Genomic DNA, 12691 nt, shown 5'->3' with positions numbered 1-12691 from the left:
CGCCGGCATTTTGTTTAGGTAGCTCAAATCTGCCGCATCCCCTGCCAGCACCCACCATTCCGCTATACAGCGTCACAGAAAAGTGGAAAAAGCCGGGTTAGGGTGAATGCGGCAATTCGAAAACTGGGGCAGCTCGGCCTTTCCTAAGGCTCTGGCAATGATTTCAGATTAGAATCCGCCATTTAAGGGGAAATGGGCTTCGGTCACCGCGCCGAAAAGCCTGCAAATGGGAACAAGGCGTGACGATCTATCTGCCGATCGCAGAATTGTCGGTGAATATTTTGATTATTCTCGGCATGGGAGCAGCCGTAGGGTTTCTCTCCGGCATGTTTGGCGTCGGCGGCGGCTTCCTCATCACGCCTCTTCTGATTTTCTACAACATCCCGCCTGTTGTTGCCGTCGCCACCGGCTCCAATCAGGTCGTCGCCTCCTCGGTTTCGGGAGCGCTCAGCCATTTCCGCCGTGGCTCGCTCGACCTGAAACTGGGCTCGATCTTGCTGGCCGGCGGTCTCGCGGGGGCGACGTTCGGCCTCTGGCTATTCGTGCTCTTGCGAAGGCTCGGCCAGATCGACCTGATCATTTCCCTGATCTACGTGATTCTCCTCGGCACCGTAGGCTCGCTGATGCTATGGGAAAGCGTGCGAGCCATGCGCCGCGCAGCCGGCAAACTGCCCCCGGCAACCGGCAAGCCGCGCCATCACAACTGGGTACAGCGGCTGCCGTTGAAACTGCGGTTCAAGAAATCCAAGCTCTATCTCAGCGCCATTCCGGTCATCGGTCTTGGTTTCTTCGTCGGCATGCTGACGCCGATGGGTATCGGCGGTGGCTTCATCCTTGTGCCCGCCATGATCTATCTGCTGCGCGTGCCCACAAATGTCGTTGTCGGCACCTCGCTGTTCCAGGTCATTTTCGTGACGGCCTTCACGACCATCGTCCAGGCAGCCACCAACTATTCCGTCGATATCATCCTGGCCTTCCTCTTGATGGTGGCGGGCGTCGTCGGCGCGCAATACGGCGTGCGCGTCGGCCAGAAGCTGCGCGGCGAACAATTGCGCGCGCTCCTCGGCCTCCTCGTTCTGGCCGTCGGTCTTCGCCTCGTCATCACTCTCGTGGTGACGCCGGCGGACGTTTACTCCGTCGTCATGGAAGGGGTGAGCCGATGAGAGGATTCGGACTGCTCCTTGCCGCCTCATTGCTGCTCACTCCGTTCACCGCGCCGGCGCAAGTGCTGCTCGATCAGCCCACGACCTCGACCACGGCACGGGAGACGATGGAGATCGGCACATCGACGAGCGAGATCGCCATCACCTCGGACTTCACCGGCGCCGATCTGACGATCTTCGGCGCCCTTTCCAACACCGACCAGCTGCTTCTGGCCATCGGCCAATACGATATCGTCGTCGTGCTGGAGGGACCACGGGAGAATGCTACGGTACGCCGGAAAGAGCGCGTGTTTGGTATTTGGGTCAACACTCGCTCGATGACGTTCGAGCATGTGCCGGAAGCCTATTCGCTCTCGAGCACGCGTGCGGTCGACAATATCACCACGCCGCTCGAACTCAGCGACCGCGGCATTGGCGTCGACCATCTTCCGCTGACGCCGGTCGGCTTCGTCGGCAATGTCGGCGATGTCCCGGAATTCCGCAATGCCTTCCGGCGCCTGCAAAAAACAGGTGGGCTCTATGAAAGCGATCCCGCCGGCGTTCGCTTCGTCAGCTCCTCGCTCTTCAAGGCAACGCTCAGGGTTCCCGCCGACGTGCCGAATGGCGTGCATATGGTGCGCGCCTATCTCTTCAAGAGCGGCAAGTTTCTGAGCGAGAAAGCGCTGCCGTTGAGGGTCATCAAGACGGGTATAGAGCAGACGATCACGGATGCGGCGCATCAGCGGCCGATCACCTATGGCATTTTCTCGGTGCTGCTCGCCCTCGTCACCGGCTGGGGCGCAAGCTTCATCTTCCGGAAGAACTGATCAACCGCTTTTCCGGCGATTGGCGACCTCGATATACGCTTCGGTCAACCGGCCGAGCACCGAGGGCGTGCCCGGGAGCAGCACCTTGCCGAGATGCTTGGCACGCAACTCCTCCATGAAATCATCCCAGAGCTTTGGGCCGCCATCCTCCAGGAGTTCGGCCCGGATCGACAGCTCCTCGGAAACCGGCAGATGCTTGCGGCCCCAGGCACCCATATGGGCAAAAATGGGCACGAGGTCGATCGACATTTCCGTCAGGCTGTAGACGGCCTTCTGCTTGTGAGTGGGATCGCTTTCGCGGGTCAGCAGACCACGTTCCACCAGCCGCTTCAGCCGATCGGCGAGAATATTGGAAGCAATCCCCTCCTGCGAATTCTGCAGCAACTCGCGAAAATGCCGGCGATTGCCGAACATGATGTCCCTGATGACGATCAGGCTCCAGCGATCACCGAGGATTTCCAGGGTCAAATTGATCGGGCAGCCGGAACGATGCACTGCGTCCATAAGGGCCTCCAAAAACCGCTTGCATTTTGCTATCGGTATGATTATTTTGCAACCACTTTCTTTTAGCAACTAGTTTTGATTATGGTGCGGTTATCACAATGGAGGAAGTGATGAGGAAGCTCGTTATCTGGAATCTCATGACGCTCGACGGCTATTTCGAGGGAACCAAGCCGTGGGACCTTGATTTTCATATGCTCGCCTGGGACGATGAGCTGGAACATTATGCGACCGAGCTCGGCAAGGAAGGCGATCTGCTGATCTTCGGCCGCAAGACCTATGAAGGCATGGCCGCCTATTGGCCGACCGCGACGGAAGCGCCCGACATCGCCGCCTACATGAACGGTATCGCCAAGATTGCAGCCTCGCGGACGCTCGACAAGGCGGAGTGGAACAATACCCGCGTCGTTGGTGACATCGTCGCTGAGGTGAAAAAGCTGAAGCAAGAACCCGGCAAGACCATGTTCGTCTTCGGCAGCGCTGAAGTGACCGATACATTGCTCAAGGCGGGGCTGGTCGATGAGCTCAGGATCTGCCTCGTTCCTGTCGTCCTCGGTGCCGGCAATCCGCATTTTAAACCGGCGGCCGAGCAACGCCCGATGAAGCTTATCGACTCCACGCCTCTCAAGACCGGAGCTGTCATCCTGCGTTACGAACCGGCGAACGCGGCCTAGGCCGAGAGATTGCCGAACCGCACGGAGTAGATGCGGTCGCGGCCCAGCAGGTGCGCAATCAAGCTCTCGCGCTCGAAAAGGCCGGCCATGGCCTTGTGGCGAAGATCGAGGCCGCCGGTCATCACGCTGAAGGCGGGCATCAACAGGCGGGCGCCATCCGTAGCGAAACAAGGGCGGCGCACCGATTTCTCGCGACGCCGAACGGTGGCCGAGGGATGCAGGTGGCCGGCGATCTCGCCGGCCTGCAACCCGGCCCTTGGTTCATGGCGGAAGGTGAGCCCGCCATAATGCATCTCGTCGACCGAATGGCCAGGGAGATCGACGGTGCCATCCGGATCATGATTGCCGTTGATCCAAATCCATTCGCGGCCGCGGGCCATACTGATGATCAGGCTGCGAAACTCGTCCGGCAAGTGCTGCGAACCTACCCGATCGTGGAAATTGTCACCGAGCGACACCACGAGTTTCGGATCATAGCGGGAGATGACGGCGGAGAGGACTGTCAGAGTCGCCAGCGTATCATAGGGCGGCAGCATCATGCCGCGGCGGGCAAAGGCCGCGCCCTTTTCCAGATGCAGATCGGAGACGACGAGGATGCCGGCCTCCGGCAGATAGAGCGCGCCCAGCGGGTCACAGACGGCGGGGACGCCATGAATGACGGCCTCGACACCCGCCGCGCTGGTTGCGCCGTTGCCTTCATTCATATCTCGCGCTAGCGCCAGGCGGTTCATTACTTTAACGATCTACCTTCGTCGTCTGCCTTACAGTATCCCTATTCCATCGCTTCGCGGATCAAGTCGTCAGCCGCTTCCGCAAGCAGAGAATCGTGAGCCTCGCCCGGTACCGGCACCTTGCCGATTTCCAGCATCACCGGAACGGCGAGCGGAGAAATATGGTCCAGCGCGCGATGGGTGATATGGCCCTTGATTCGCTTCAGCATATCCGCAAGTCGGCCAATATCCAAAAGCCCGGTCGCCGCGTCCTGCCTTGTGGCCTGCAGCAGGATATGATCGGGCTCGTGGCTGCGCAGCACGTCATAGATCAGATCGGCCGAGACGGTCACCTGCCGGCCGGTCTTTTCCTTGCCCGGATGCCGGCGCTCGATCAAGCCTGCAATCACGGCGCAATTGCGGAAGGTCCGCTTCAGCAGGAAAGATTCATCGAGCCAGGCTTCGAGATCGTCGCCGAGCATATCCTCGTCGAAGAGATGGGAGAGGCTGAGGCGCCCGTTGGCGATCATCAGCCCCATATCCTCCAGGCCCCAGATGCCGAGCGAATAATCGGTCGCGACGAAGCCCATGGGCTTCGCGCCGGCGCGCTCCAGCCTTCGGGTCAGGAGCATGCCCAGCGTCTGGTGGGCCAGCCTTCCCTCAAAAGGATAGGCAACCATGTAGGCGCGGCTGCCGCGCGGGAAAGTCTCGATCAGAAACTCGTCGCGCTTCGGCAGCAGCGACTTCTCGTTCTGAATTTCCAGCCAATCGCGCACCTGATCCGGCAGGCGGTGCCGCCGGTCGGGATCGGCAATCATCGCCCGCACCTGATCGGCCAGATAGGTCGAAAGCGGAAACTTGCCGCCGGCATAGGACGGGATTTTGGGGTCCAGCGAGAAGGCCTGCGAGGCCAGGCATTCGCTCTCGCGGATGCCTTCGAAGCGCAGAACCTTGCCGGAAAACAGGAAGGTATCGCCGGGTGACAACTGCTCGACGAAATATTCCTCGACCTTGCCGAGCGGCGCCCCGCCTCTCCCAAGCGAGCCCAGCGCATTGCGCTTTACCAGTCGGATGTTCAGCATCGCCTCTTCGACGATCGTGCCGAGATTCAGGCGATATTGCTGCGCGACCTGCGGATTGGAGACGCGCCAGCGCCCATCCGCCGTCTTGCGGATACGGGCATAGCGCTCGTAAGTTCGGAGCGCATAGCCGCCGGTGGCAACGAAATCAACGATGCGCTCGAAGGTCTCCCAGGAAAGCTCGGCATAGGGTGCTGCACTCTGCACCTCGTCATAGAGTTCGAGCATGTCGAATGGTTCAGCGCAGGCCATGCCGAGCACATGCTGGGCGAGAACATCAAGCGCGCCGGCACCGATCGGCGGCGTGTCCTGCGCGCCGGTATAATTGGCATCAAGCGCTCCCTGGCATTCCATGACCTCGAAACGGTTGGCGGGCACAAGGATTGCCTTCGAGGGTTCATCCATGCGGTGATTGGCACGGCCGATACGCTGGGCAAGGCGGCTTGCGCCTTTCGGCGCACCGACATGGATGACGAGATCGACATCGCCCCAGTCTATGCCGAGGTCGAGCGTCGATGTGGCAACGACGGCGCGCAGCCGGTTCTCCGCCATAGCCGCTTCCACCTTGCGGCGCTGGCCGACATCGAGCGAGCCGTGGTGCAGGGCGATCGGCAAGTTATCGTCGTTGGCCGACCACAACTCCTGAAACAGCATTTCGGCCTGCGAGCGCGTGTTGACGAAGAGCAGCGTCGTGCGATGCGCCTTCAGTTCGCGATAGATATCGGGGATGGCATATTTGGCGGAGTGGCCGGACCAGGGGATGCGCTCTTCGGTCGCAAGGATTGAGATATCGGGCTTGGCGCCACCTTCGACCATGACGAGGCCGGCGTGGTGCTCTTGCCCCGGCCGCTGCGCCACCAGCCATTTCTGCAGATCCATGGGATCGGCGACCGTCGCTGAAAGGCCGATGGTCTGCACGCGCGGCGCCAGCTTGCGGATACGGGCAAGGCCGAGCGACAGCATATGGCCGCGCTTGGAGGTGACGAGCGAATGCAGTTCATCGAAGACGATGTATTTCAAATCCTTGAAGAAACGCTCGGCCTCACGATTGGCAAGCAGCAGCGCCACTTGCTCCGGCGTCGTCAGCAGGATATCGGGCGGATTGAGCTTTTGCCGCTGCCGCTTGCCGCTCGGCGTATCGCCGGTGCGGTTTTCGACCGTGACAGGCAGGCCCATCTCCGAAACGGGCTTCATCAGGTTGCGCTCGATATCGACCGCCAGCGCCTTCAGTGGCGAGATGTAGAGCGTGTGGATGCCGGTAAAGGCCGAGCCGGGCGGGATTTTCCCGCGCCGGGTGAGATCCGTCAGCGACGGCAGGAAGCCGGCGAGCGTCTTACCCGCACCGGTCGGGGCAATCAGCAGCGTGCTTTCGCCGGCTTCGGCGCGGGCCAGCAGCTCCAGCTGATGCGCACGCGGCTGCCAGCCCTTTTCCGCAAACCAGCGGAGAAAGGGAGCAGGCAAGGCAAGGGGGTACTGCGCGTCGATCTGGTCCACGGGTTTCAATGTAATGGATATGCGGCGGATGAGAAGCCGGGGAGCTTCGTGTCCGTTCGTTTCAGCGTTTGCGGAGCGCGCAATACCCCCCTCTGTCACTTCGTGACATCTCCCCCACAAGGGGGGAGATCGGTAATCCGCAGCACCTGCTTGCCTCAAACAAACTCTGCATCACCAGAAAAGACGCCCGATGTTAACCGAAACGCAGCGGCACGCTCCAAACGATCTCCCCCTTGTGGGCAGGGGTATCGCATATGAGCGGAGATCGCCGCCGTCCCCCTTCTCCCCAGCGGGGAGAAGGTGCCGCCAGGCGGATGAGGGGGTGCCCGCCAAGACCCCACAAAAATCCATGAATTCAAAGCGATAACCCCCTCATCCGACCCTTCGGGCCACCTTCTCCCCAAGGGGAGAAGGAGCTCATGGTGCTCATCCGCCTCCATATGCGATAGCCCTGCCGCCGGCGGGGAGATGTCACGAAGTGACAGAGGGGGGTGTCAGACGTCCGACATATTCAAATGCAGCTTACATGCCGCTCATTTCAAGGGCCTTGACTCCCATCATAATCGTGGATAAAAGTTATCTACGATTAGAAAGGCACCAAGATGAAGCTCGGAGACGGCGTCGAACAATCCATCCATTGCGTTGCCATGCTGTCGGGTTTGTCCGATGGCGGCGTGCTCTCGGCTGCGGCGCTTGCGGAATTTCACGGCGTTTCGGTCAGTTATCTTCTGAAGCACCTGCAGGCGCTTTCTGGCGCCGGCATTCTCGATACCGTGCCGGGGCCGAAGGGCGGATATCGGCTGGCGCGCAAGCCGGAGGAGATCACCCTTCTCGATATAGTGCTGGCGGCTGAAGGCCCAGCACCCGCCTTCCGCTGCGCGGAAATCCGCCAGCGCGGCCCGAACCCGCTGGAAGGGCGCTACTTCGCCAAGCCCTGCGGCATCAATGCCGCCATGCTGGCAGCAGAACGCGTCTATCGGGCCGAATTGGCAAAGACAACGATCGCCGACGTGCTGACCGACCTCCGGCAGACGGACACGGACGGTGGGATAGCCGCGAGAGGCTGCGCCTTTCTCGAGCTGCATGAACGCAAGACCAGAAACTGAACCTCAATTTAAAACCCAAGGAGAAGACCATGCATCCGCGTTTCAATTTCGCCAAAGCCTCCCCGGACTCCTACAAGGCCGTCGTCGCGCTGGAAAACTTCGTTCAGAGCAGCGGCCTTGAGCGCCGCTTCATTCACCTGATCAAGCTCCGCGCCTCGCAGATCAACGGCTGCGCCTATTGCGTCGACATGCATGTGAAGGAAGCCCGCCACGATGGCTTGAGCGAACAGTGGATCAACCTGATGTGCGTCTGGTGGGAATCGCCTGTTTATGACGACCGCGAACGTGCCCTGCTTCGGTGGGTCGATTCCGTCACCAAGATCGCCCAGACTGGCATTCCGGATGCCGATTTCGAACCTCTGAAGCAGCATTTCAGCGAAGAAGAGATCGTCAAGATCACGGTAGCGATCGGCACGATCAACATCTGGAACCGCCTCGCCGTGGGCTTCCGCTCGCAGCATCCGGTGGATGCGGCAAGCAAGGCTGCTTGAGTACGCTCTTGCCGGGCATGTGATGTGCCGCCGCTTGCTGCGCTGAGCTTCCCCTGAGCTCCGTCATCCTCGGGCTTGACCCGAGGATCCAGACACAAGGAAGGCAGTGGCACCGAAGCGCCGCCAGTGAGCGTTGGCGAGAGTGCATCCCATGATGCGATGCACTCCCCTCCCAGCTTGGGCGTGGATCCTCGGGTCAAGCCCGAGGATGACGCACTGTGGGGTTAGCAGCGGGGGGCCAAGAAAGTCTGGGCGACAGCGGCTATTTGATAACCTCAAAACGAAAAACGCGGGGCCAAAAACCCCGCGTCATTCATTTATTCTCTTATGCTCGGGGAACCGAAGCTGAGAAGTCTTAGGCAGCAACCGAGCCGAAGCCAGCCGTCGGAACTTCCGAGATGGTCTTCAGAACCTGGGAAGCGATCTGGTAGGGGTCGCCTTGCGAGTTCGGGCGACGATCTTCGAGGTAGCCCTTATAGTCGTTCTTGATGAACGAGTGCGGAACGCGGATCGAGGCACCGCGGTCGGCAACGCCGTAGCTGAACTTGTTCCACGGAGCCGTTTCATGCTTGCCGGTCAGGCGCATGTGGTTGTCCGGACCGTAAACAGCGATGTGGGCTTCGAGGTTCTTGTCGAACTGAGCCATGAGCGCTTCGAAATAGGCCTTGCCGCCGACTTCGCGCATGAACTTGGTCGAGAAGTTGCAGTGCATGCCCGAGCCGTTCCAGTCGGTGTCGCCAAGCGGCTTGCAGTGGAACTCGATGTCGATGCCGTACTTTTCGCACAGACGCAGCAGCAGGTAGCGTGCCATCCAGATCTGGTCGGCGGCTTTCTTGGAGCCTTTGCCGAAAATCTGGAATTCCCACTGACCCTTGGCCACTTCGGCGTTGATGCCTTCGTGGTTGATGCCGGCTTCGAGGCAGAGGTCGAGGTGCTCTTCAACGATTTCGCGAGCGACATCGCCGACGTTCTTGTAGCCGACGCCGGTGTAGTACGGGCCCTGCGGAGCCGGATAGCCGGATTCCGGGAAGCCGAGCGGACGGCCGTCCTTATAGAAGAAGTATTCCTGCTCGAAGCCGAACCATGCATCTTCGTCGTCGAGGATGGTTGCGCGGCTGTTGGACGGATGCGGGGTGACGCCGTCGGGCATCATGACTTCGCACATGACGAGAGCGCCGTTGGTACGGGCCGGATCCGGATAGATAGCGACGGGCTTCAGCACGCAGTCAGAGCTGCGGCCTTCGGCCTGCATCGTCGACGAACCATCGAAGCCCCAAAGCGGAAGCTGCTCAAGCGTCGGAAATGCGTCGAATTCCTTGATCTGCGTTTTACCGCGCAGGTTCGGTACCGGGGTGTACCCGTCGAGCCAGATGTACTCGAGCTTATACTTCGTCATTACGCACCTCATAACAGTTAATCAGGCGAAGTAGGAAAAACTTGGCCGGCGCGCCCGCCGGAAAATTCCTCACTACGAACGGCTGCCAAGAGAGATGCATGTGCCGTGCCAGATCGCATCGATACCTAGTCCGTCAGGCGAGATTTTCACGATGGAGTCGTGTTCGGGCGAGATTTCCCAGTGCCAAGCATCAGATTCTTTTCAAATCGCCGCCATGGTTTCAATCGAGCTGCCAAAGTGTCGCAGGCTCGACCGGGCCCTAAAACGGATTGGAAAATCGGCAGACCAAAGAAACGGCATCGGCGACACCATCGTCGATTTGCCTATAATTTCATCATTTAGCATTTTTTTTAAGCGAAATGGTGATATTCGCCTTCGGCTTTGCTATATATGAGTTGTCTCTTGAAGCGCGCCCGCTTGAACACCAAAAAGGGAGAGACAAAGAATGGCAATCGGTACTCGGCACGAAACCGCAAAGATCTATCAGTTTCCCGTTACGGCTCGCCCCACGGCGCTCAGCCAGCGTCCGAAGGTGAACCTCACCCCGGATATCGGCCCGTCCATTGCGACGGCCGCATTCGATAGCTGGTATCACGAAGCCGCGATCGTCGAATCCGACGAGACCCGCAAGCAGTAGGCTTTAGCTTTACAGCGCTATATAGCGATCTGAGCGATGATTGATCGCGACGAAGAGATTGAGCGCGATTGCGCCGATCACCGAGCAGATGACCACCGCAGGCGTGGTCACCGCAAAAGCGACGGCGAGCACGCAGAGGTCGATCGCAAGCTGCACTAGCCCTGCCCTCATGCCGAAACGCTCCTGCAGGTAAATCCCCAGAATGCCGACGCCGCCGAGGCTTGCCCGATGGCGATAGAGCGCGAGCAGCCCGAAGCCGAGCAGAATGCCGCCGAGCACCGCCGACCAGAGCGCGTTGATATGCGCGACATCGAAGAGCAGCGGCTGCAGGTTGGTCAGCAGCGAGGTGAGCGCAATGGCGATGAAGGTCTTTATGGTGAAGACCGGGCCGAGCTGTTTCAGAGACAGATAGAAGAACGGCAGATTGACCACGAAAAAGGCGAGGCCGAAATTCAGGCCGATCGCGTAGTGCAGCAGGAAGGCGATGCCGGCGGTGCTGCCGGTTAGAAGGCCGGCGCTTGAAAGGCAAAATAGCCCGAGCGAGGAAATCAGGCTGCCGGAGATGATGCCCTGAACATCCTCGATCCACGAATGCCGGGTCGCGGATGTATTCCAGATACCAAATGCGCTCTTTGCGTTTGCCATATGATTTCCCCTGGGTTTCAAGGCTTTTTGCTGAAAGCTCAGGCGATAATCAAGCGAAAATACGTAAGTAATGCTGACCTATTTCAAATTCGCAAGATTCGAAATTATCAGGCCGATTTCCGGGTAATGAACAGAATGCCGTGGACCGGTTTTCCGCCATCCATGCGAATGACGCCGCGGGTGAGATCCAGCACCGTAAAGCCGTAAGCGGCCAAAATCCGACTGACATAGGCTTCGGAATGGGCGAACCGTAAGGAATCGCGCAGGACATAGCCGTCCGCCTGCTGTGCATCCTCGACCGAAAACGCAAAGATGGCGCCATCGGCCGAAAGTTTCTGCACGATCGCCGTCACGCCATGCAAATCGCCGAGATACATCAGCACGTCGGCGGCGGTGATCAAATCCGCTCGGCCAACGGCGAACCCTTCATCGAACACGCCTGACAGCTCCGGCTCCAGCGACAGATCGGCCTGGCCGAGATGATCGTAGACATGCTTTTCCGCCGCCTTGGCGAGCATGCCCTTCGACAGGTCATAGCCTTCGAGCCGATCGACGGTGACGCGGATTTCCGGCCCGAGCAGGCCGGTGCCGCAGCCAAGGTCGATCGCGAGACGGAAATGTTTCGGGATACCCGCCGTTTCGGCAATTAGGCCGGCAAGCTTGCCGGGCACGCTATAGCCGAGCTTCTCGACCAGCGAGGTTTCGAAGCGGTCGGCGTAGTCGTCGAACAACCGCTCGACATAGAGGCTCGGCGGCCGGTCCGGCACATCGGCACCGCCGAGAACGGCAAGCTTGAGGCGGGCGCCGAAGACATCGCCTTGATCGAGCATCAGCACTTCGTTCAGCGCCGCGATTGCGCCGGATGCATCGCCGGCCTTCTCGCGATAGGTCGCAAGCGTGAACCAGCCCGCCGCCCAGCGTGGTACCAGCTCCAGCGCCTGCTCCATCAGCTCGGCCGCACTTGCGGGCTCTCCGCTTTCGGCAAGCATCTTCGCATAGTCGGCGCGGCGGTCGGCGATGACATCGCCGGAGGAAAGCTGGCTTGGCAGCATGTGTTTCATCCTGTTTGATGCTCGCCTTTGAACGCGGCCATAAAAAAACTCAAGTCCTATTTCAGGCAGGCGCTGGTTTAGGGTGTAGGCTGGGCGAAAGTGCTTGCGAGTCGCAGGTGTCGGCCCTATCTCAGCACCGACCGACTGCCATATGGAGACGTCAGCATGTCCGATCAGGTGAACAGATTCCTTGGCGACTCGCCAGGCAGAACGCTGGTGAAGCTCGTCATCGTGTCGCTCGTGGTCGGCTTCGTGATGAAGTTCTTCGGCTGGCGGCCGCTCGATTTCCTCTATGGCGTCCGTCGCTTCCTGCTCGATCTCTGGCACAGCGGCTTCGCTGCGCTTGGCGAGTTCGGCGATTATGTGCTGCTTGGCGCCTCCATCGTCATTCCCGTCTTCATCATACTTCGTTTGTTCAACTACCGCCGCTGACATGACCTCCCAGACACTGACCTGCACGCGCCGCGATGCGCTGCGCCTCGCCGCTCTTGCGCTCACCGCATCCGTCGCAAGCTGCGCCACGCCGCCTGCCCGGATTTCCAGCATCCCTGCCAGCGACCAGACCGCCTCCGCCCTGCCGCTCGTCAATGCACTGCGCGCCAAGAACGGCTTGCCACCATTGAAGATCGATACCGCTGCCAGCGCCGCCGCCGTCTATCAGGCGAGGCGGATGGCGGGTGCCGGCAAGATGGAGCACCTGATCGGCCTCGGCGACGATTTCGGCAAGCGGGTCAAGGCAAGCGGCGTCAAGCTGCCGGCAGCGGAGAACATTGCCGAGGGTCAGCGCGACGTGAATGCGGCGGTGACGGCCTGGATCAATTCGCCGAAGCATTTGCACAACATGCTCGGCAAATATGATGGGCTCGGTGTCGCTCTCGCCTATGCACCCTCTTCCGGCGACAGGCCTTATTGGTCCATGGTGCTTTCCTCGAACTGA

The 12691-nt window shown here is 60.0% G+C and carries 14 protein-coding genes; 8 read left to right on the top strand and 6 right to left on the bottom strand.

What is annotated here, in order from left to right; all coding sequences use genetic code 11:
* The first annotated feature begins 239 nt into the window (after window positions 1-239).
* Both AC13RC_RS00315 and AC13RC_RS00310 read left to right on the top strand, forming a co-directional pair.
* Window positions 240-1163 carry a sulfite exporter TauE/SafE family protein gene (locus AC13RC_RS00315; protein ID WP_113332044.1) on the top strand — a complete coding sequence of 308 codons (924 nt, stop codon included), beginning with the start codon at window positions 240-242 and terminating at the stop codon, window positions 1161-1163.
* On the top strand, window positions 1160-1969 hold the full coding sequence (locus tag AC13RC_RS00310) for a TIGR02186 family protein (protein WP_488556176.1): 810 nt from the start codon (window positions 1160-1162) through the stop codon (window positions 1967-1969). Before AC13RC_RS00315 ends, AC13RC_RS00310 begins: the two co-directional genes overlap by 4 nt.
* Here the strand turns inward: AC13RC_RS00310 and AC13RC_RS00305 are convergent, their stop codons facing one another.
* On the bottom strand, window positions 1970-2473 hold the full coding sequence (locus AC13RC_RS00305; RefSeq protein WP_488556175.1) for a winged helix-turn-helix transcriptional regulator: 504 nt from the start codon (window positions 2471-2473) through the stop codon (window positions 1970-1972). It lies immediately after the preceding gene.
* A gap of 110 nt (window positions 2474-2583) precedes the next feature.
* Between AC13RC_RS00305 and AC13RC_RS00300 the strand changes: the two genes are divergently transcribed.
* Window positions 2584-3144: a dihydrofolate reductase family protein gene (locus AC13RC_RS00300; protein ID WP_488556174.1), complete on the top strand. Its 561-nt coding sequence runs from the start codon at window positions 2584-2586 to the stop codon at window positions 3142-3144.
* On the opposite strand, the gene pdeM is transcribed toward AC13RC_RS00300, so the two are convergent.
* On the bottom strand, window positions 3141-3875 hold the full coding sequence (gene pdeM / locus AC13RC_RS00295; protein ID WP_488556173.1) for a ligase-associated DNA damage response endonuclease PdeM: 735 nt from the start codon (window positions 3873-3875) through the stop codon (window positions 3141-3143). The two genes, AC13RC_RS00300 and pdeM, sit on opposite strands and share 4 nt — an antisense overlap.
* Before the next feature lie 41 nt (window positions 3876-3916).
* The gene (locus AC13RC_RS00290) at window positions 3917-6427 is read right to left on the bottom strand and encodes a ligase-associated DNA damage response DEXH box helicase (RefSeq protein ID WP_488556172.1); all 2511 of its coding nucleotides are present in this window, start codon (window positions 6425-6427) and stop codon (window positions 3917-3919) included.
* Between the two features lie 602 nt (window positions 6428-7029).
* Between AC13RC_RS00290 and AC13RC_RS00285 the strand changes: the two genes are divergently transcribed.
* On the top strand, window positions 7030-7533 hold the full coding sequence (locus AC13RC_RS00285) for an RrF2 family transcriptional regulator (RefSeq protein ID WP_113332039.1): 504 nt from the start codon (window positions 7030-7032) through the stop codon (window positions 7531-7533).
* 29 nt (window positions 7534-7562) lie between these two features.
* Entirely contained in the window at window positions 7563-8024 is a 462-nt protein-coding gene (locus AC13RC_RS00280; RefSeq protein ID WP_015338745.1) for a carboxymuconolactone decarboxylase family protein, read from the top strand.
* A gap of 355 nt (window positions 8025-8379) precedes the next feature.
* On the opposite strand, the gene AC13RC_RS00275 is transcribed toward AC13RC_RS00280, so the two are convergent.
* Window positions 8380-9420, bottom strand: coding sequence for a glutamine synthetase beta-grasp domain-containing protein (locus tag AC13RC_RS00275; RefSeq protein WP_069611260.1), 1041 nt, complete (start codon window positions 9418-9420; stop codon window positions 8380-8382).
* A 445-nt stretch (window positions 9421-9865) separates the two neighbouring features.
* Here AC13RC_RS00275 and AC13RC_RS00270 point away from each other — a divergent pair, with 445 nt between their 5' ends.
* Entirely contained in the window at window positions 9866-10057 is a 192-nt protein-coding gene (locus AC13RC_RS00270) for a DUF2735 domain-containing protein (RefSeq protein ID WP_015338743.1), read from the top strand.
* Window positions 10058-10066: 9 nt separating this feature from the next.
* Here the strand turns inward: AC13RC_RS00270 and AC13RC_RS00265 are convergent, their stop codons facing one another.
* The gene (locus AC13RC_RS00265) at window positions 10067-10702 is read right to left on the bottom strand and encodes a YitT family protein (protein WP_488556171.1); all 636 of its coding nucleotides are present in this window, start codon (window positions 10700-10702) and stop codon (window positions 10067-10069) included.
* Window positions 10703-10809: 107 nt separating this feature from the next.
* Window positions 10810-11754 carry a class I SAM-dependent methyltransferase gene (locus AC13RC_RS00260; RefSeq protein ID WP_488556170.1) on the bottom strand — a complete coding sequence of 315 codons (945 nt, stop codon included), beginning with the start codon at window positions 11752-11754 and terminating at the stop codon, window positions 10810-10812.
* 165 nt (window positions 11755-11919) lie between these two features.
* On the opposite strand from AC13RC_RS00260, the gene AC13RC_RS00255 reads away from it, so the two are divergent.
* Window positions 11920-12186, top strand: a complete 267-nt coding sequence (locus AC13RC_RS00255; RefSeq protein ID WP_113332035.1) for a DUF6460 domain-containing protein — start codon at window positions 11920-11922, stop codon at window positions 12184-12186.
* Between the two features lies 1 nt (window position 12187).
* On the top strand, window positions 12188-12691 hold the full coding sequence (locus tag AC13RC_RS00250; protein ID WP_488556169.1) for a CAP domain-containing protein: 504 nt from the start codon (window positions 12188-12190) through the stop codon (window positions 12689-12691).

The organism is Martinezella sp. CNPSo 3890 (assembly GCF_057784455.1).
This window is presented reverse-complemented; position numbering and strand designations above follow the sequence as displayed.

Bases quoted from the DNA above. Each gene is read 5' to 3' on its own strand.
- AC13RC_RS00250 (WP_488556169.1), top strand. From the start codon at position 12,188: ATGACCTCCCAGACACTGACCTGCACGCGCCGCGATGCGCTGCGCCTC.
- AC13RC_RS00285 (WP_113332039.1), top strand. From the start codon at position 7,030: ATGAAGCTCGGAGACGGCGTCGAACAATCCATCCATTGCGTTGCCATG.
- AC13RC_RS00275 (WP_069611260.1), bottom strand. From the start codon at position 9,420: ATGACGAAGTATAAGCTCGAGTACATCTGGCTCGACGGGTACACCCCG.
- AC13RC_RS00255 (WP_113332035.1), top strand. From the start codon at position 11,920: ATGTCCGATCAGGTGAACAGATTCCTTGGCGACTCGCCAGGCAGAACG.
- pdeM (WP_488556173.1), bottom strand. From the start codon at position 3,875: ATGAACCGCCTGGCGCTAGCGCGAGATATGAATGAAGGCAACGGCGCA.
- AC13RC_RS00280 (WP_015338745.1), top strand. From the start codon at position 7,563: ATGCATCCGCGTTTCAATTTCGCCAAAGCCTCCCCGGACTCCTACAAG.
- AC13RC_RS00305 (WP_488556175.1), bottom strand. From the start codon at position 2,473: ATGGACGCAGTGCATCGTTCCGGCTGCCCGATCAATTTGACCCTGGAA.
- AC13RC_RS00310 (WP_488556176.1), top strand. From the start codon at position 1,160: ATGAGAGGATTCGGACTGCTCCTTGCCGCCTCATTGCTGCTCACTCCG.
- AC13RC_RS00265 (WP_488556171.1), bottom strand. From the start codon at position 10,702: ATGGCAAACGCAAAGAGCGCATTTGGTATCTGGAATACATCCGCGACC.
- AC13RC_RS00270 (WP_015338743.1), top strand. From the start codon at position 9,866: ATGGCAATCGGTACTCGGCACGAAACCGCAAAGATCTATCAGTTTCCC.
- AC13RC_RS00260 (WP_488556170.1), bottom strand. From the start codon at position 11,754: ATGCTGCCAAGCCAGCTTTCCTCCGGCGATGTCATCGCCGACCGCCGC.
- AC13RC_RS00300 (WP_488556174.1), top strand. From the start codon at position 2,584: ATGAGGAAGCTCGTTATCTGGAATCTCATGACGCTCGACGGCTATTTC.